Consider the following 18,308-nt stretch of genomic DNA (forward strand, 5'->3'; position numbering starts at 1 on the left):
AGACACAGCAAGATTGTTATGATGTTCTTTAAACTCATTTTAAATTTTGATAATTAAGCTTGCCATCATTCTCCTTAGCATTCCCGGAGTAAATGTTCCGTAACCACCATAATAATATTTTTTATTGCCTAAATTTTCAGCATTGATGCTGAAACGGTAATGCGGCTGGTCATAAAAAAGATTGGCATTTAAAAGCGTGTATTCGTTGGTATAGAACTGTCCGTTCGTGGTATTGTTGATGAGATAGTTTTTCCCGTTAAAATTACCTCCAAAACCAAACCCAAGCCCTTTGAAAATGAGACCTCCAAAAGTATAGGAAGCATACCAGTTTACTGCATTTTTAGCACCGGAATTAACAGGACGGCGTCCGTTTACGGATTCTACGGCATTGGTATATTTACTGTCATTGTATGCCCAGCCGGCTTTCAGAAAAAGACCGGCTATTGGACTGGAAACCAAATCCAACTCAACGCCTTTGCTGTACTGATCGCCTTCCTGAACGGTATATGTCGGCTGATCTACATCGGCACGAAGCGTGTTTTTCACACGGATATCGTAATAACTCAAAGTTGCCGTCAGTTTGTTTTTCAGTAAATCTGTTTTAAAGCCAAATTCGGCCTGATTGGCATACTGTGGTTTGAAAACAGATACCGTTCCGTCCGGTTGTGTTACGGGTGCCACATTTTGAAAACCATTATTGTAATTGGCAAAAACAGAAAGTTCATTTTTTAAAATTTCATAAACAACGCCTAATTTGGGAGAAAAGGAATTCTGATTGTAGTTTCCCGAGGTAACTCCTGTTATCAGATTGGTAGAGCCATCATTAAAGAAACGGTCAAATCTAGCACTAAGCATTACGGATAATCTTTCAATGGGATTAAAAACATCTGAAACATAAATACCAAGGGTTTGCTGCACCGTTTTGGTCGATGTCGAACTGTATGAAGACAATGCTTCATCAATCAGAAAAGGATTGATATTATTATAATTGCTGTTGTTGCCTTCTATATTCAATTCATCAAAAACAGGCCTTCCACCTCTTCCGCTTAAAGCATTGCTTTCTGAATTGCTGGAATTTCTGTAGTAGTCAATCCCTGCAACAAGACGGTTTCGGACTGAACCAATTTTAAAATCTCCAATAAAATTCTGCTGAAGCTGAATGGTTGTAATCTTGGATGTTGGATATTGGGATACTTTTCTCTGGATTACCGAATCTCCGGATTTTATTCCAAAAGTCAGGTAATTTCCGGTATTGGAAGTGGAGCCATTTACGATGTTGGTCTGCATTTTCCAGTGATCAGAAAGTTTATAATCTATTTTTCCAAAGAAGTTTCGGGCAGGATCTTTTAGTTTGACAGAGTTGTTGGAGAAAGATTTTTTATAATCAATATTCAGTTCTTCGGGAGTAGATGCCCATGTTTCCGTGCTACCGGTCTGTTTCGGACCAACAGGTGAAAACTGTGGTTGGGAAGTTCCTTCTCTTTCGTAGATCTCTGCATCCAGAGATAAGTTTAAACGCTCATTGACTTTATATAGTAAACTTGGAGCGATAAAAGTACTTTTCAAAAATCCGGCATCCTGAAATGAACCATCGTAGGTATGGGAAGCATTGAGTCTGAAAAGTGCTGTTTTTTCTTTATTTAAAGGCAAATTCACATCAGCAGTGAACCGGCTTAAGTCGTAACTTCCAAACTGATAACCGACTGCTATTTTTCTTTCTTCAAAAGGTTGTTTGGTAACACGGTTAATAAGTCCACCAAATGAAACTGAACCGGAGCCGAAAAGCGTACCAACAGGCCCTTTGATTACGTCTACCTGTTCAATATTTACAGGATCCATATCCGAAGCTGCATAACTGATCATTCCGTTACGGATATAATTTCTCACCAAAAAACCTCGGGAAGTATAATACGGAGAAACGGAAGCCCAACTTCTACCGATGCCGGGGATATTCCTTAGTATATCAGGAAAATTGGTAATACCCTGTTGCTCGATAACCAAATGATTAACGGTATTAAGAACCTGCGGATTTTCTATATTTTTAAGCGGAAGCTTAGATGCGGTTTCGCTGGATCGGTCTAAAGCTTTTCTTTCTGCTTGGATAACTACTTCCTGAAGATTTTGGACTTGTAAAGAATCACTGGTTTGTGCATTCAAGTTTATAGCAAATAACAAAGTTGCTATGGATATAATTGTTTTGTTCATTTTGATTTTAAAAAGTTTAATTTGTTTGTTTTTCACTGCGGTATCTCATTCCTTTGGGGGCAGTCGGCCAAGTTTCATTCTGACCGTAAGTGTACTGTAAAGCACGGTTAATCATCCCTTGAATCATCTCACCACTATGGTGCCCAACGATATGCAGAGCTGCATCAATTCCGGAAGTAACGCCGGATGATGTGATAATTTTCCCTTCATCCACAAAGCGTACATTTCGTACCAACTGGATTTTCGGGAACTGCTCCTCAAAGTCGTCTGCCACAAAGTAATGGGTAGTCGCTTTTTTACCATCCAGAATGCCTGCACTTGCTAAAAGATAAGTTGCCGTGCATACCGATACAATTTTTGTTTTCGGATCTGCATTTTGCTTTTTGAGAAAAGCTTTCAGAGATTCATTTTCCATCAGTTTGTGTATCACAGGCATGCTTGCACCCGGAATAATGATATAATCAGCTTTCGGAAAATGTTCCAATGTATAATCTGCAGTAATTTTAAGAAGATTGTTTTCGGTATGAATTTCTTTGGAACTTAAACCAACCGTAAACGTTCTGAATTTTCCTTTTGTGAGATTCTGTGCCTTGTCAAAAACCTCAATAGGGCCTGCAAAATCCTGAAGCACTACATCATCGTACAGAAGAACAGCAACAGTTATTGTGTCTTGCTGTATTTTTTTTACAATGGAATACATTTCTTGCTGATGTACCCGCAAGGAGCCTTGTCCATAGGTTGTCATTCCCTGTAATATAAGTAGTAGTAGTAGTAGGTTAATTGCTTTCATTTTATCTTCGTATTTTGCTGGTTTATGCCAAAAAAATCTATAGTGTGTTTAAAAAAAGGGCTTGCTGCTAGCGAAATGAATGTGTATGATCAAAGCCTCCGGGAATGTCGGGTTTTCCTCCGCATACGAAAAGTAACCCTCTTTTCCTGTAATATGGTAGACAGCATCCTGTGGGCCATTTAAGAAGTGCCAGTTTGACGGTGCGCCAAGTTTAGTGGCGTAATCTTTTAGCACAGCCGGGGTGTCGTGTTTCGCATCAATGGTGTCGGATAATATCATTAGACGCTCCTCTTTTTCAAACTCTTTTGCGATGGTCAGCATATTTTTTGCCAACAAAGGACATATCGTAGGACAGCGCGTGAAGAAAAAGTCTGCCAGACATATCTTGTCCGCTACATCTTCATTGGAAATACAGATACTATCCTGATCCATAAAACGGAATTCAGGTATGCTGTGGTAGATCGTGTCATTAACCGTCTTGCCATCTTTCTCCATCGAAACAATTTCTTTTTCACCCATAATAGGAAGATTATTGTCATCGCGTTCTTGACCACAAGAGGCGAGAAAAAATATGCCAAATGGCAGGATTTTGAAAATTTGAAAATACATTGCTCTCTGCTGCTTTATTAACTTTGCAAAGTTACAACACTATATGGCTTTCGTGGTTTACTTAAGCGTGCGACGTGTTTAGGTTTTCGTGCATATCGGATGTTGTAAGGTACACTTAAGGTATTCAATCGATATTTAACAGCAATAAAATGTATATTTGGTATTTAAAATAGGATAGTATTTATCTTAATGAAATATGTAAGCTTCTCCTTATTCTTAGTTTTGACTATATGCTCCATGGGCTGTCAACAAAAAAAACTTCCCTATCTCGGCAATCCGGTTACGGAAGGGAGTGAGCTAATTTATCCTAAGATCGATGAATTTAGCATGCTTGATCAGGACAGTATACCCATCTCTGATCAGAGCCTGATCGGTAAGATCCATATTGCTTCATTTATCTTTTTGTCATGTCCAACCATTTGTCCGCAAATGAACGCGCAGATGAAGGAAGTGTACGATGAAACGATGGGAATGGAAGATATTGTTCTTCTGTCTTTCAGTATTGACCCTAAACGCGACACCATTGCGGCATTGAAAGCCTACGCTGACAAGATTGGGGTAAAAAGTGATAAATGGCATTTTCTATATGGAAGCCCACAAGATGTATTACATCTTGCTGAGAAATCCTATTATGCTATTGCCTATCCGGATAGTACGGCCCCTGGCGGATTTACACACAGCGGTGGATTTCTTTTGGTCGATAAGGATTTACATATCCGAGGTGTATACGACGGAACTTCACGCGAGGAAACCAAGAGATTATTAGCAGATATTGATATTTTACGAAAAGAAAAATAAATTTAATACATTCGCACCATTTTGAAAAGATTCATGTACATATCGTTGCTTGTAGCTGTATTGATACAGTCAACGAGTAGTATGTGGATTTTTGTAGGCTTTCAGCTCAACCGGGACTATATAGAAAGTCAGTTGTGTATCAATAGATTTGATACTATTCCAGTATGTAAAGGATCGTGTTATTTAGAGGAAAAAATTAAAGAGGACCAGCAGCATAATGATGCACCTGTGAAACTTAAGTTGCTGGAAGTAACAATGATATTATCATTGTTCACTTTAAACGATACGCAGCCTATTCAAACGGATGTTGGAGACCTATTAACCCAATCGGTTTCTACTGCCCCCTTATCAGATGGGTTTTGCTTTTCTATCTTCAAACCGCCTATTGCCTGATTTAATTGATCTATCGATTATTTAAATTAAGGTAATATTATTATGGTTGTCAAGACAGAAGAAATAAGAGTTTTGACACTGGAAGATTTTGAAAGTCCCGATTTAGGTTTTTTCATCACTTCGCTCCAATCTTATAATCAGCATTATTGTAGTCTTTTTTCGTTGCCAAACCAGCGAAGGTTCTACATGATAATCTTTTTAGAAGATCAAGCCGGAAGGTTTGTTGTAGATCAGTCTTCTACACAAATCCATAAAGGCGAAGTATTGAGTGTAAGCCCTACCAGTGTCTGTACATTTGAAATAGATAAACAAGCCAAAGGCTGGATGGTATTGTTTACGGACGCTTTCTTTTCGAAGCGATATAACGACAATGTTTTATACGATTTTTCATTTCTGAAAAGTAATAGCGTATGTAAACAGTTGGAGTATACGGAAGATATGCCCCGTTGGCGCATGATGATGGACGCAATGTACGATGAATTCAAGCGCTCAGGAGCTGATTCAAGAACGATATTGCGCTCTTACCTGAATATCGTATTGGGTATTATGGAGAGACACAATGGTATAGCTGTCGATGCTCCCTATAATAGAGAAAAAGAGAGTAAAGTACGACTGTTTGAACAATTGTTGGAACAGTATTACAGAAGAGAACGATTCCCTTCATTTTATGCCGAAAAATTGAACATCTCAACGAATTACCTAAACCGTATCTGTAAAGAACGGCGGAGCAGGAGTGTCGGAGAAGTAATAAGAGACCGAATACTGATGGAGGCAGAAAGGTTGCTCTATCATACGTTCAAAACGGTTTCGGAAATATCATTTGAACTTGGATTCGACAGTTCTTCTTACTTCATTACTTTTTTTAAAAAGAAGCATGGACTTAGCCCAGAAGAGTTTAGAAAGACACAGAGATAAAGGTAATATCTCCATTGAATTAATTTAAGCGGTTCCAGTTAGTTGGGACTGCTTTTTTGTTATATGCGGCAATCCATTTCTCCAAAATAGAAGCAGTTACGAATAGCTAAACTATTATCCTGTAAACCGCATAATTCTGTTCCAAAAACAGAAGCGTTTCGCACCTATATTTCCTCCGCTCTTCGCCGTAATGTCGGAATTTTATCAAAAAAAATAAACGAGAGAGATTTATGGATTTTCCAATGTTCCACTTGGACTGGTTAAATGACCGGTTTTTAATAGCGGTCATCGCTATCATCCACGTTATGATTAACCACGGCCTTGCTGTAGGTTTTATTCCCTATATCACCTGGTTGGAATACAAAGGTGTTAAGAACGCACCGACTGATCAGATTTCGGATAGTAAATGGGATACACTTATTTACAATAAAATGAAGGTGGCGTTTATCATCACTACGACAATCGGTGCCATGACGGGAGTAGGTATCTGGTTCTCCGTAGCATTAGTCAGTCCAAGTTCGATAGGCAGCTTGATCCGAGTGTTTTATTGGGCATGGTTTACCGAATGGGTTGTTTTCGTAACGGAAGTGGTGCTCATTATGATTTATTACTTGACATGGAAGAACTCCAATAAATCACTGAATGCAAAGCTAAAACACATTCGATTCGGTGTATTTCTGAGTATTGCATCTTGGATTACGATGGTTATTATTGTATCAATCCTCGGTTTTATGATGGATCCGGGGAACTGGAATGCCGATAAAAGTTTGTTGAACGGGTTTACTAACCCCATTTATATCCCTCAATTGGCATTTCGTACACCAGTAGCTATGTTGGTAGGTGGAATATTTGGTATGCTATTAACCACCATTTTTTCTAAGAAAGGCTCCGAAATACGGATTCTGGCAATCAAGTATGCAGGGCGATGGGTTCTGTTTTGGACAGCATTTGCGATTGCAGGAGCGGTATATTATTGGAATGTGATGCCGGAGGCGATGAAGGCCAATATGAGTACCGCAGTAGGTTCTATGGATTTCGAAGAATACTATGACCTGTTGAAATACTTTATTATCGGAGCAGCATCGTTGTCCATCGTTCTGGCATTTTGGGCTATTTTCAAACCCAAGAAAGTTAGTTTCGGTCTTGTGATGATACCATGCCTTTTTGTTTTCGGCTTTTTAGGAATATTCGAGCGAGTCAGGGAATTTGTTCGGAAACCCTACGTAATTGGTAATTATATGTATTCAAATTTGCTTCGTGAGGAAGATTACCCATTGTACAAAAAAGATGGGATACTAAAGCATGCTACATACACATCTGTTCATGAGATTACGCCCGATAATAAAGTCATGGCCGGACGGGACGTTTTTATGCTGACCTGTAGCCGATGCCACACGACCAATGGTGTCAATTCTATCGTAGATGTTTTCGAAAACATGTATGGCAAGGATAAGCCTTTGAACGAACAAGCTATGGCGAGCTATATACCGGGTATGCATCAAGGGCGGGCATTTATGCCGCCATTTCCGGGAAATAAAAAAGAACTGGAAGCGCTGGTTGCCTACATTAAGCAGTTACAGAGCTCAGGCGAATCATTGCAAGGCGCACAGACTGACGGCGTTGCCGTCAATGCAGACAATGCGGTAGACGCTGTTGCGAAGCGTATAGAGGCGGAAAAAGAACAAGAAAGCGAAAACAACTAAGATTTTTATATACATGTTATTACAGATAAACACACCAGTACCAAAAGATATTCCATTGGATTTACCCCTGCCCGAGTGGTTGTTGGTAACACTATTGATCGTATCTTTTTTATTTCACATTGTCTTTATCAACTTGATGGTAGGTGGTAGTATAGTCACCCTTTGGGCACAGATCAGAGGTTTAAAAGAAAAACAATATGATATATTCGCCTATGAAATTGCTAAGACCATCACGGTCAATAAAAGTATAGCGGTTGTGCTTGGTGTTGCACCTCTCCTGAGTATTAACACCCTTTACACCGTATATTTTTACTCCGCAAATGCCCTGACAGGCTTTGCCTGGATCATGATTATCCCCTTGGTTACGATTGCGTTTTTGCTGACTTACCTGCATAAGTATACATGGGAAACCATGAAGAATCACAAAGCTTTGCACATTGGTATCATTGCGCTGTCTGTAGCCATATTCTTATTTATTCCATTGATATTTTTGACGAATGTGAACCTGATGATGTTTCCCGAGAAGTGGGGAGCCGTCAAGGGATTCCTGAGTGCACTGGTTTTGCCTAATGTGTTCCCGAGGTATTTTGAGTTCTTAGGTGCCTGTATCGCTGTAACGGGTATATTCATTGTATGGTACAACGGACGTAGGAATTATCCATTCGAGGAAATCTATATTTCATTGACAAGAGCTCAAGTCAAGCGGGTCGGTTACCACATTGCGTTGATTGGGCTGGCCGCTCAGATTGTATTTGGAGCGATTGTCTTGATGACCTTGCCCGCAAAAGGCGTAAGTTTTGAAGTCATTGAAATTATGGGGGTAGCTGGTGGACTGCTCGTACTGGCACTTTGGTGGATATGGAAAACAATAAAGGATACTGACGAGCGTCTCGATAAGCATTTTTGGAAAATTACCATCGCTATGCTTGCCTTTATGATTTGTTATGGAGGCAGCAGACAGATGTACCGTCATAATGCGCTGGATAAGCACCAGAAGATGGTGGCAGCACATACAGCCTCGTTTCAAGCGATGAGCAAAGAAGCACGGGAAAACTATGTTGAGGAAGAGGGAGCTTTAGTAATCGACGAGTCATTAGGTGATTTAGCAAAAGGGACAGCACTATTTCAAGCAAGTTGTGCAGGATGTCACCAAATGGATCAACAACTGGTAGGACCACCAATCAAAGAAATGAAACAGATCTATGAGGGAGATGAGGCTAAGTTGATCGCTTGGATAAAAGCACCGGGAAGAAAACGTCAGGAACTTATGCAGATGCCCGGCTTTCCTCAGATCCCAGACGAGGATTTAAAAGAAATTGCGAAGTACATTCTTTCTGTTGAATAAGTTACAGAAGAATACCATGATCAACGAAAAAGAAAGAACCTTACAAACGAGAATAGTTGATGCCATACTCATCGGTTGTATGACATTAAAAATCGCTTACATACTATTTAATCTGTTTTTTTAAAGTCTTATGATACGTAACATACCCAAAATTAAAACGACATTTTTACTCGTACTTACCATACTGGCATCGCTACTCTTTGCGGTGCTATGGTACACGGAAAAAGAACCTCGGATTTGGATTCTTTTTATCGGACTTGTATTTGGCGTAATAGCCATTTTAGCACAGTGTCTCAATCTAATTTTTATAACGATTTTCACTGCTAAAATGCCCGAAGTCGGTTACAAAGAAAATGATAGAAACAAAACGTACGAGTTTATTCGAGGGCTTTACTAAAATTAATATGCAAAGTGGACACGAATAAGAGAACCTTCAGATCACTTTGCCCATTCCTCTTGATTTTGGCCAAACGGGCTCAAAACCATATTGAGCATATAAATCATAGGCATTTCCGTCTGCAATAAGATTTACGTAGCAGGACGATGGCAGTTCACGTTCGATAAAATCATTTAGCATCTGCATGATACGCTTTCCCAATCCTTTTTTCTGATGGGCGGGTAATACGCATATATCCACTATTTGGCAATGGCAGCCACCATCGCCAACCAATCTTCCCATACCTATCACTTCGTTTTGGTTGTTTGTGTCTAATACGATGACACTGCAAAGTGAATTTCTTAGCGCTATTGTTGCAGCTTTTTCCGACTTTGGAAAAAGCCCGCAAGTCTCTCTTAAAAATCGGTACTTCTCCACCGTTGGAGAGTCGTAAACAGCTTTGTATGTCATATTTATCAGCTTTGCTTAAAAAATCTATTCGAGTACTATCACATGGTCCGGGGGTTATATTACTTGCAGGAAAATTAATCACCGTAGTTAATGCTTTGGATAATAATTGTTCTAATTTGGGTGAACGCCTAAAAATGAAAATCATCTTCTACGTCTTTTTGGCGTTGTCGTAGTCCATATAAATATAAACCACATACCAAAAGCTACGGCAAATCCTATCCACGGTGTTTTCATAGATAAGGCTGCAAAGAATCCAACCGTTGCAATGATACAGGTAATAAAAAACCAAACTACATTTTTCATCGTTAGTCAAATTTACATGTTTAAATACTTAGAACGAATTACATGGAAAAAATATTCCCATGTAATTCATTCTATTTTATTAAGCGGCGACTTTTTCTGTTTTGTTTACTTGTGGTATTTCTATTCCTTTAGTCTTTTCTATACGTTTCAGCATTCTAATTTCAACTTTTCTAAATAGGGCGATAACTTTCCGCTGTACGTCATCCACAATCTTCCAGTCTTTCGCAATATAAATATCAGTTGTTCGATTACCCTCATCGACATGGTTGAGCGCAAGGGCTATATCATCTTTGCTCATACGGCATTCATTCCGTGCTACATTGGCAAATGTATGTCTGGCCCAATAATACGTTACCTCGGATAGACCAGTCAAGCGACATATTTCTTCCATCCCTTTGCTCAAAGCCTTATTTAGATTTCCGATAGTAGCATATCGCTCTGCCAGCTTACCCATATATTTTTCTAACAATGGTTTGGCTTCATCCACGATTTTGATACTTATAAAGGCTGAATCTTTTCTTCGATCTGTGGTTTTTGAACGTTTGTATTCAAGCCGGTCACCTTTAATATTTTGTTGATTGAATTTGTAAAAATCTACGGCATTTGTACCACATAGGTAAAACGAAAGCATATACAGATCTCGTGCAAGTTCTGCACGGCTACCGTGTTTCGTAATGCAATTCTTTATAAGAAAAACTTCTTCAAGATTATTATGCTTTTCTTTAGTCCTTGCAGGAGGTGAACCAACTTTATACTTCTTGAATGGATAATGCTTTATTCGGAATATCCCAATATCTTCTTCGTTATAACGGTTTCTCGCAGCGTTGAACAGGGTACGAAGATCACGCATATAATTATGAACAGCCGAACTACTTATGCCTTTTGAAATGGTCGTAACGGGTTTACCGAATTGATTAAGTCGGTTAATCGTGCGCTCCGACTTCAAAAAACGCTCATAAGATAAGAGCATGGTGTAATGAATTTGGTTTATAGAAAAGGATTCCATCTTAAAATAATCCACAAGACTGTTTCGCACTACATTGAAGTTTTCAGCACTCTTGGTTCTTCCTACCTCTTTTAAACCCTTTATATGTTCGTCGCAGAATTTCACAAAATCAACTTCCTCGTCCATATCTCTTAAAAAATCCCGTAAGGCCTCCGTAGAAAAATGGTCAAGTTTTGCCTCCAAATCACTGATAGTGTTTCGGTATTTCCTCAACTGTTGCTCGACTATATCCGCAACAAAAGGATCTTTAATTTTGAAATCTTTGGTCAGTTGCTTCCTGACTACAAAATGGGTTGTGTCGATGTACTTTCTGTCTCCTTTGTGATAGACCCTGATTTTTACGTTGTAAGTGCCATCAGCTTTCTTGTGATGTTCAAAGATTTTTGCGCTTACGGTTGCCATAATTTTTTCCTTAAGCACGCAGGAATTTCTGTACCCTATTTGTACCATTCCTACGTGAAGTTCAACAAAAAACTATGTAAATCACGCCATTTCGGAGAACCCGACTTGGCAAACGCAGACGTTCCTAATCTGCCCTAAAACGCAAAAAAAGCCGTTTTTTGATATCAAAAACGACTTTTTTTATTGGCTCCTGAAGCTGGGCTCGAACCAGCGACCCTCTGATTAACAGTCAGATGCTCTAACCAACTGAGCTATTCAGGAATCTATTCGCTGAAGCGTTGTTCCCGTTTCAGTGTTGCAAAAGTAGCGCTTAATTAGCTTATTTGCAAAATAATCTCATATTTTTATCCAAAAAAAACTAGATAATTCTTAATGAGCTCATATACAGCAACCACCTATCGACTACTGCTCCTTGCGCAATCTCAATCTTCAGTTCCGAAGGGAAAAAATCCAGCTAAGCCGTACCTAAATGCAAATGAATTGCGCATTAGAACTAAAGAAAAGAACCCATAAAAAAACGAAGTACATTTTACGCCGATCAAAACTTTCGCACGTACCCAGAAACTATATATAACAATCCGATTCAGGATGTCGGTTATCCTTCGAAAAAATTTTCCATCTAACCCTATAAAAGCAAAAAGCTATTCTTCTTCTCGAAAAACAGCCTTTTTTGCTCCTGAAGCTGGGCTCGAACCAGCGACCCTCTGATTAACAGTCAGATGCTCTAACCAACTGAGCTATTCAGGAATTTATTTACTGAAGCGTTGTTTCCGTTTCAGTGATGCAATTATCGGAAGTTTTAACGAATTGTGCAAATATTTTTTAGCATAAAACCACAAGTTACTCAAACCCAATACAATCTTTTTTTTACAACAGCGCGCCACCTAATATTAACGATGTAACCGTAAAATAAATTATTAGTCCGGTAACATCGACAAGTGTCGAGACAAATGGAGCAGATGAACTTGCTGGATCGGCCCCGAATTTGCGAAGCAAGAAGGGCAACATTGCCCCGACTATCGAACCCCACATAACAACGCCCACCAGCGAGAATCCAATAGCTAATCCATACAGTACCCAAACATCTCCATAACCACCAGTAAACGCTTGATCTACCGAAATACGAAGAAATCCCATTGTACCCAAAATAAGCCCCAGAAATAAACCCGAGAGGATCTCACGACGCATGACGCGCCACCAGTCTCGCAATGTAACTTCACCCATTGCCATTGCCTGGATAATTAATGTCGAAGCTTGCGATCCGCTATTTCCCCCACTCGACATAATTAATGGCATCAGCAATACTAAAATTGTAGTAAGACGATCTTCATAAAATGTCAGAACATTAAAGGTTAAAAGTTGACCGAGGAAAAGTACAATAAGCCAGCCTCCGCGCTTTTTCACCAAATTAAAGATCGAAACGTCTAAATACGGCTCATCAAGTGCTTCAGTACCCCCAATTCGCTGCATATCCTCGCTATATTCTTCATTTGCCACCCAAAGAATATCGTCAATCGTTACAATCCCGAGCATAATGCCTTGTTCATCAACAACAGGTAGCGCGACTCTGTTATTCATTCTAAAAACATTTACAGCCTCTTCCTGCGGATCGTCAGCATGAAGTGCAATCAACCGATTATCAATAAGATCTTCAACTTTGGTTTCTGGATCAGAAATTAATATATCACGAATACGAATATCGTCGACAAGATGCCCTTGCTGATCAATAACGTATAATACATCGATCGTTTCAGATGCATTACCATAACGCCGGATGTGTTCTAGAATGCGCGCGATCGACCAGTGTGGTTTCACGGTTATATAATCTGGGGTCATCAAACGGCCTACACTATCTTCGAGATAACCCAAGAGCGAAAGCGCCTCCTTGCGTTCTTCGGGAGAAAGCATAATAATTAAATGCTTTACGACATCACCTTTTAATTCACTAAAAAAAGACGTCCGGTCATCTGGCGGCATTTCGTTGATAAGCTCTCGGACTTTTGGTGCCGATAGCTTTTTAAAAATACGTTCTTGCGTGGGGAAATCTAGGATACCGAAAACATGAACAGCTCGGTTAATATTTAACGTTTCAATAAACAAAGCGGCATGCTCTGGAAGTTCGTCGATCAGCTCTTCGACGTCAGAAATGTTCTGCTCATTAAGAAAATCCTGAAGTATCGAGATCTCACCTTCCTCGATCCACTTTTCAACAAGTTCTACTTGCATCTCTAATTCTTCCATAACTATTCTTAGTTTATTCCAATTCCTACATGGGTATTATTTATTTGGAGCAAAAGTCGCTTTTTTTGTTTGAAATAACTAATACTATTTTTGACACCTTCCGTCATCAAAACAAACACAAATCATTGCAAACTGACTCCCGATTCTTTTCTCCATTAACCGGTATAAATGACCTAATGTCATGCGACATATTCCAACAATATGCGATGCACACATTGCCAGTTCGACTCACAGTCACCTGACAATAATACTCCGAACTGAATCTCGAATACTAAAACATTTATAGGCGAACTGAAGGAAATCTCACAGAGGGCTTCAAAAGAAAAAAACTCAAAATCAAACAAAGGCGAACCTACAATTCCAATTATAAGGACAGTATCTACGGAAACAAAATATCTACAAATTTATCTTATCTTGCATCATGCTTTTGCATATACTTCAACTGGAGTAAAACACCCAAGTTCAGAAGAACGGAAATCACAAAAAAGACAAAATAAATGATAAAAAACCGCAAAATAAAATATTTACAAAAACATATTTTACACTTATAATCAACACTTTACACGTACTACATAAACAATTAGAACAACTATAAAAGTCCTTTTCAACTAAAAATACTAGTAATCAATATATTTAACCTATGTATTGAACATATTAAACCATGATAATCAAACTAATAACAACAATTACCTTAATAATAATTACACTATCAAGCTTTAGCCAAATTATTGACGACGAGCAATCGCGTCCATCGATAGATTGGAAGCAGATAGACCATGAAAATTATCAACTTATTTTCCCCGCTGAGATGGAAGAAGTAGCTCAAAGACTCGCCGCTGATCTGCCTTATTACATATTGCGCAACGACGAATACTTTCGCATAAAATCCAAGAAAACGTCAATTATCCTACAGGGAAATCACCTTGCTCAAAATGGTTTTGTTCAGCTCGCGCCACGGAAGTCCGAGCTATTCCCCGTTGCATCTGCTACAGCGGACAACCAATCCTGGCTTCCAAATTTAGCGATACATGAACTGCGACACATTGCTCAGTTTGACAAAATGACAGGAAAAATGAAGCGACCTTTTCTCGAACAATTAGCATTTGCACTATATGGCTTAAACCTTCCGGCATGGTACTTCGAAGGCGATGCCGTCCTTTCCGAAACTTTAAATAGCACAGGTGGAAGGGGGCGATTACCTTCCTGGGAAATGCCACTACGCACAAACTTACTTTCTGGAAAAACATATAGTTTTGAGAAATACGTATTGGGAACATATAAAGATCTCACCCCCTCCTACTATACTATTGGTTACTTTATAAACAGCTATATCGCGAATCATTACACGACCAATAGCACCGATAACATATTATCCAAAATGCAAGGTAAACTGATCCGGCCGTTCAATTTTAGACGCGCTTTAAAAGAAGAAACCGGGGAAACCTCGTCCACTATTTTCCAAAAAGTAACACAGGAACTTAAAGAGAAATGGGAACACGAAAGGCCACGTTTAGCGAGCAAATCGGCGCTAATCAACACGCCCGAAAGCCCGTACCCAACAGACTATTTACTACCACAAATGGGAGACAGCGGAGCTATCTATGCATTATATAGATCGCCAGAAACCGTAAACAAAATTGTGAAAATTGGTGCAAAAAAAAACCAAGAAGTGCTCAAAACAGGCCTCCAAATCGCACCTCACTTCGATATTAGGGGCGGGGAAATAGTTTGGGACGAATATCGCAAGAATTCCCGATTCGGGAAACAAACCTACAGTGTTGTAAATGTATACGATATTAAAAGGCACAAAATCAAAACGTTAACAAAGAATAGCAGATACTATGCTCCTAGCTTTCACCCTAGATCCGATAAGATTGTTGCTGTTGAAGTTGCCACAAACCTCAAAAGCAGAATCATCATACTGGACTCAAAAACAGGCGCACTCGTTGACAGCATCCCTCCGATATCCGGCACACACCTTCAGCAACCTCGTTATAACGAAATAGGAACAAAGATAGTCGCGATCGCTGTATCCGAAAAAGGAACAAATTTAATTCAGTTTGATATCGATAGCAAACAATATGAATTCCTCCTGAAGTGGGGAAATCAGCAGATCGACCGACCATTTTACAATGATAAATCTGTAATTTATAAAGCTCATTACGATGGAATCGACAATATTTATAGCCGATCTCCCGAAGGAAAAGTGACCAAACTAACGAATGCTCAGTACGGGGCCTTCAACGGGACAATAGATAATAATGACGATTTATTATACAACGATTATCAAGCGGATGGTTATAAAATAGCGAAAACCCCTGGAGACAGTATATTTTCACGCGCCCCAGTCGCACGCCCACTATACCTCTCTCCGACCATAGAAAAGTTAAAAAACACACCGCGGCCACAAATAGATACTGGAAGTATGTCACTACCAGTAAAAGATTATAACTCCGATCGTCACCTTGTGAATTTTCACAGTCTATCCATTAGCGCTACAAATTTCGAAAGTTTCGACAACTATATTCCTGGACTATTTTGGCTTTCCAATGATATTCTAAATACCACGCAAATGCGCGTTGGGTACGAGTATGATCCAGAATTACAAAAAAGCCGATATTCAGCCGAAATATCTTACAGAAAATACCTCCCGATAATCACACTTCGCTATTTAAATCGCGGTTTAACGCGCAACGCAGTAAGTGCGAATAACCCTAAAAACACGATAATGTATGATTACCGCGATAATCATTTGTCGCTTGATATCGCTCTCCCATTTTCTATATATCGCCAAAACATCGTTTACAGCTATGGCGCAAACTTCGGAACCTCGTTTACAAATAGATATAATGTTAGTGTTGATTTACAAAATTTCACGAAAAATATTGTCTTTCCCCTAAATTACCAATTGTATTTCAATCGAAATACCATGCGTAGCAAAATGGATTTGGCCCCCAAGTGGGGGCAAAATATCAGCGTTACCTACCGCCACCTCCCATTTGCTCGAAACCAAAAAGGGCACATTTTTTCTGCTCGAACTAATCTGTACTTTCCGGGTATTGCAAAAAATCACAGCTTACAAATCCGTGTTGCGCTGCAGGACGGCCAAGGCACATACGAAGGCGCATATGATATACCAATGGTCGCTGGATGGGGTTATTTTCACTCACCGATCGTCGAAAATACAGTATCGGTAAACTACAAAATGCCCTTATTTTACCCGGACTGGAGCATCGGATCAGCGGGATATATAAAGAGATTTCAGGGATTTGTTTTCTCAGACTTCCAAAACATGCACCATACAGGAATTCCAAAAAGCTTCGGCGTCGGTATTTCGGCAGACATCAATATATTTCGGTATGTCCTTCCGGATATTAACCTCGGTATGAAGGGAACCTATGTCAATGATAAAACTGCTAGTCAAAAAATTGTTCCATCATTTAGTGTAAGTTATACCTACTAAAAAAGCCATGGCAAAAATTTCGCCATGGCTCACTTAATATCTATAAAATCGTTTAATCGTTCAATGCTTGAACACCTGGAAGTATCTTACCTTCCATATATTCCAACAGAGCACCACCACCCGTACTTACGTAACTCACGTGTTCGGTCATCCCGAATTTCGAAATTGCAGCTGCAGAATCACCGCCACCAATCAACGAAAAAGCTCCCCGCTCGGTTGCCGCAACGATCGCATCGGCCACCGTTTTGGTTCCTTTTGCGAAAGTCTCAAATTCAAACACACCCATCGGGCCATTCCATAGTATAGTGTTCGACGCACCAATTACCTCGGCAAAGTGAAATGACGAGTCAGGTCCGATGTCTAATCCTTGTTTATCAGCTGGAATTTGGTCATTCGGTCCATCGTATGTATTAGCGTCATTAGAAAACCCATCAGCAATCTGTGCATCCGTCGGTAAAACCAAGTTCACACCCTTTTCTTCTGCCTTTGCCACTAATTCGTTCGCAAGATCCAACTTATCTAGCTCGACAAGAGACTGACCAATTTCGCCACCAACAGCCTTAACAAAGGTGTATGCCATACCTCCACCAACAATCAAATTATCAACTTTATCCAGTAAAGATTCGATGAGTTGAATCTTGTCGGAAACCTTCGCTCCCCCCATAATAGCGGTGAAAGGACGTTGTGGACGATTGAGAACTTTCTCTGCATTGTTAATTTCTGAAGCCATTAAGAATCCAGCAAATTTCTCGCCTGGAAAAAATTGCGCAATGACAGCAGTAGACGCATGGGCACGATGTGCTGTACCGAACGCATCGTTAACGTATACATCGCCTAATTTTGATAACTTCTCTGCGAAAGCAACATCTCCATTTTCCTCTTCCTTGTAAAAACGCAGGTTTTCTAATAACAAGACTTGACCATCTTGCAACGCAGCACTTTTGGAAACGGCTTGTTCCCCAATACAATCATCAGCGAATTGTACATCAACCGCCAGTTCTTTCGATAAATGCGTTACGATATGCTTCAATGAATATTTATCAACGGGTCCATCTTTTGGTCTCCCTAAATGAGACATCAAAATTACCGAACCACCGTCATTTAATATTTTCTGTATCGAGGGTTTTGCCCCCTGAATACGATTATCATCAGTTATATTAAAATTCTCATCTAAGGGCACATTAAAGTCCACGCGCACAAGCGCTTTCTTTCCTGAGAAGTTTATATCTTCAATAGTTTTCATAAAAAATAAAATTTAAGTTGACCTGTGTATCTTCACGCCATAAAT

The 18,308-nt window shown here is 39.6% G+C and carries 14 protein-coding genes and 2 tRNA genes; 7 read left to right on the forward strand and 9 right to left on the reverse strand.

Features of this window, described 5'->3' with window-relative positions:
• Window positions 1-39: 39 nt before the first annotated feature.
• From FM107_RS00710 to FM107_RS00720, 3 genes are read right to left on the reverse strand one after another with little or no spacing between them, the layout of a single operon-like run.
• Window positions 40-2,205, reverse strand: coding sequence for a TonB-dependent siderophore receptor (locus FM107_RS00710; protein WP_086946613.1), 2,166 nt, complete (start codon window positions 2,203-2,205; stop codon window positions 40-42).
• 16 nt (window positions 2,206-2,221) lie between these two features.
• Window positions 2,222-2,995 (reverse strand): DJ-1/PfpI family protein, encoded by a 774-nt coding sequence (locus FM107_RS00715; RefSeq protein ID WP_086946614.1) that lies wholly within the window; start codon window positions 2,993-2,995, stop codon window positions 2,222-2,224.
• A 48-nt stretch (window positions 2,996-3,043) separates the two neighbouring features.
• Entirely contained in the window at window positions 3,044-3,604 is a 561-nt protein-coding gene (locus tag FM107_RS00720; RefSeq protein ID WP_086946615.1) for an SCO family protein, read from the reverse strand.
• A gap of 237 nt (window positions 3,605-3,841) precedes the next feature.
• Here FM107_RS00720 and FM107_RS00725 point away from each other — a divergent pair, with 237 nt between their 5' ends.
• The 6 genes from FM107_RS00725 (at window position 3,842) to FM107_RS00750 (ending at window position 9,155) form a co-directional block, all read left to right on the forward strand.
• Entirely contained in the window at window positions 3,842-4,402 is a 561-nt protein-coding gene (locus FM107_RS00725) for an SCO family protein (RefSeq protein WP_086946616.1), read from the forward strand.
• 33 nt (window positions 4,403-4,435) lie between these two features.
• On the forward strand, window positions 4,436-4,795 hold the full coding sequence (locus FM107_RS00730) for a hypothetical protein (protein WP_143559391.1): 360 nt from the start codon (window positions 4,436-4,438) through the stop codon (window positions 4,793-4,795).
• A 42-nt stretch (window positions 4,796-4,837) separates the two neighbouring features.
• Window positions 4,838-5,710, forward strand: a complete 873-nt coding sequence (locus FM107_RS00735) for an AraC family transcriptional regulator (protein ID WP_086946618.1) — start codon at window positions 4,838-4,840, stop codon at window positions 5,708-5,710.
• 230 nt (window positions 5,711-5,940) lie between these two features.
• Window positions 5,941-7,413 carry a cytochrome c gene (locus FM107_RS00740; protein WP_086946619.1) on the forward strand — a complete coding sequence of 491 codons (1,473 nt, stop codon included), beginning with the start codon at window positions 5,941-5,943 and terminating at the stop codon, window positions 7,411-7,413.
• A gap of 13 nt (window positions 7,414-7,426) precedes the next feature.
• On the forward strand, window positions 7,427-8,758 hold the full coding sequence (locus tag FM107_RS00745) for a cytochrome c (protein WP_086946620.1): 1,332 nt from the start codon (window positions 7,427-7,429) through the stop codon (window positions 8,756-8,758).
• A gap of 130 nt (window positions 8,759-8,888) precedes the next feature.
• Window positions 8,889-9,155 carry a hypothetical protein gene (locus FM107_RS00750; protein WP_086946621.1) on the forward strand — a complete coding sequence of 89 codons (267 nt, stop codon included), beginning with the start codon at window positions 8,889-8,891 and terminating at the stop codon, window positions 9,153-9,155.
• Window positions 9,156-9,191: 36 nt separating this feature from the next.
• On the opposite strand, the gene FM107_RS00755 is transcribed toward FM107_RS00750, so the two are convergent.
• The 5 genes from FM107_RS00755 to mgtE form a co-directional block, all read right to left on the reverse strand.
• Window positions 9,192-9,605, reverse strand: a complete 414-nt coding sequence (locus FM107_RS00755; protein ID WP_086946622.1) for a GNAT family N-acetyltransferase — start codon at window positions 9,603-9,605, stop codon at window positions 9,192-9,194.
• A 382-nt stretch (window positions 9,606-9,987) separates the two neighbouring features.
• A complete protein-coding gene (locus tag FM107_RS00765; RefSeq protein WP_179204358.1) occupies window positions 9,988-11,316 on the reverse strand; it encodes a phage integrase SAM-like domain-containing protein in 1,329 nt (442 codons plus the stop codon).
• A gap of 184 nt (window positions 11,317-11,500) precedes the next feature.
• A tRNA-Asn gene (locus FM107_RS00770) sits at window positions 11,501-11,577 on the reverse strand.
• A gap of 412 nt (window positions 11,578-11,989) precedes the next feature.
• Window positions 11,990-12,063 (reverse strand) — tRNA-Asn (locus tag FM107_RS00775).
• A gap of 120 nt (window positions 12,064-12,183) precedes the next feature.
• Window positions 12,184-13,557, reverse strand: coding sequence for a magnesium transporter (gene mgtE, locus FM107_RS00780; protein WP_086946624.1), 1,374 nt, complete (start codon window positions 13,555-13,557; stop codon window positions 12,184-12,186).
• A 661-nt stretch (window positions 13,558-14,218) separates the two neighbouring features.
• Between mgtE and FM107_RS00785 the strand changes: the two genes are divergently transcribed.
• Window positions 14,219-17,020 (forward strand): hypothetical protein, encoded by a 2,802-nt coding sequence (locus FM107_RS00785; protein ID WP_086946625.1) that lies wholly within the window; start codon window positions 14,219-14,221, stop codon window positions 17,018-17,020.
• Between the two features lie 52 nt (window positions 17,021-17,072).
• Here the strand turns inward: FM107_RS00785 and pgk are convergent, their stop codons facing one another.
• Complete coding sequence (gene pgk / locus FM107_RS00790) at window positions 17,073-18,263, reverse strand: phosphoglycerate kinase (RefSeq protein WP_086946626.1); 1,191 nt, start codon at window positions 18,261-18,263, stop codon at window positions 17,073-17,075.
• Window positions 18,264-18,308 lie beyond the last annotated feature (45 nt).

The organism is Sphingobacterium sp. JB170 (genome assembly GCF_900163865.1).
Classification (GTDB): Bacteria; Bacteroidota; Bacteroidia; order Sphingobacteriales; family Sphingobacteriaceae; genus Sphingobacterium.

Coding starts and splice junctions, on each gene's coding strand:
- FM107_RS00755 (WP_086946622.1), bottom strand. CDS start 9,605: ATGACATACAAAGCTGTTTACGACTCTCCAACGGTGGAGAAGTACCGA.
- pgk (WP_086946626.1), bottom strand. CDS start 18,263: ATGAAAACTATTGAAGATATAAACTTCTCAGGAAAGAAAGCGCTTGTG.
- FM107_RS00725 (WP_086946616.1), top strand. CDS start 3,842: ATGGGCTGTCAACAAAAAAAACTTCCCTATCTCGGCAATCCGGTTACG.
- FM107_RS00745 (WP_086946620.1), top strand. CDS start 7,427: ATGTTATTACAGATAAACACACCAGTACCAAAAGATATTCCATTGGAT.
- FM107_RS00740 (WP_086946619.1), top strand. CDS start 5,941: ATGGATTTTCCAATGTTCCACTTGGACTGGTTAAATGACCGGTTTTTA.
- FM107_RS00710 (WP_086946613.1), bottom strand. CDS start 2,205: ATGAACAAAACAATTATATCCATAGCAACTTTGTTATTTGCTATAAAC.
- mgtE (WP_086946624.1), bottom strand. CDS start 13,557: ATGGAAGAATTAGAGATGCAAGTAGAACTTGTTGAAAAGTGGATCGAG.
- FM107_RS00750 (WP_086946621.1), top strand. CDS start 8,889: ATGATACGTAACATACCCAAAATTAAAACGACATTTTTACTCGTACTT.
- FM107_RS00730 (WP_143559391.1), top strand. CDS start 4,436: ATGTACATATCGTTGCTTGTAGCTGTATTGATACAGTCAACGAGTAGT.
- FM107_RS00765 (WP_179204358.1), bottom strand. CDS start 11,316: ATGGCAACCGTAAGCGCAAAAATCTTTGAACATCACAAGAAAGCTGAT.
- FM107_RS00720 (WP_086946615.1), bottom strand. CDS start 3,604: ATGTATTTTCAAATTTTCAAAATCCTGCCATTTGGCATATTTTTTCTC.
- FM107_RS00785 (WP_086946625.1), top strand. CDS start 14,219: ATGATAATCAAACTAATAACAACAATTACCTTAATAATAATTACACTA.
- FM107_RS00715 (WP_086946614.1), bottom strand. CDS start 2,995: ATGAAAGCAATTAACCTACTACTACTACTACTTATATTACAGGGAATG.
- FM107_RS00735 (WP_086946618.1), top strand. CDS start 4,838: ATGGTTGTCAAGACAGAAGAAATAAGAGTTTTGACACTGGAAGATTTT.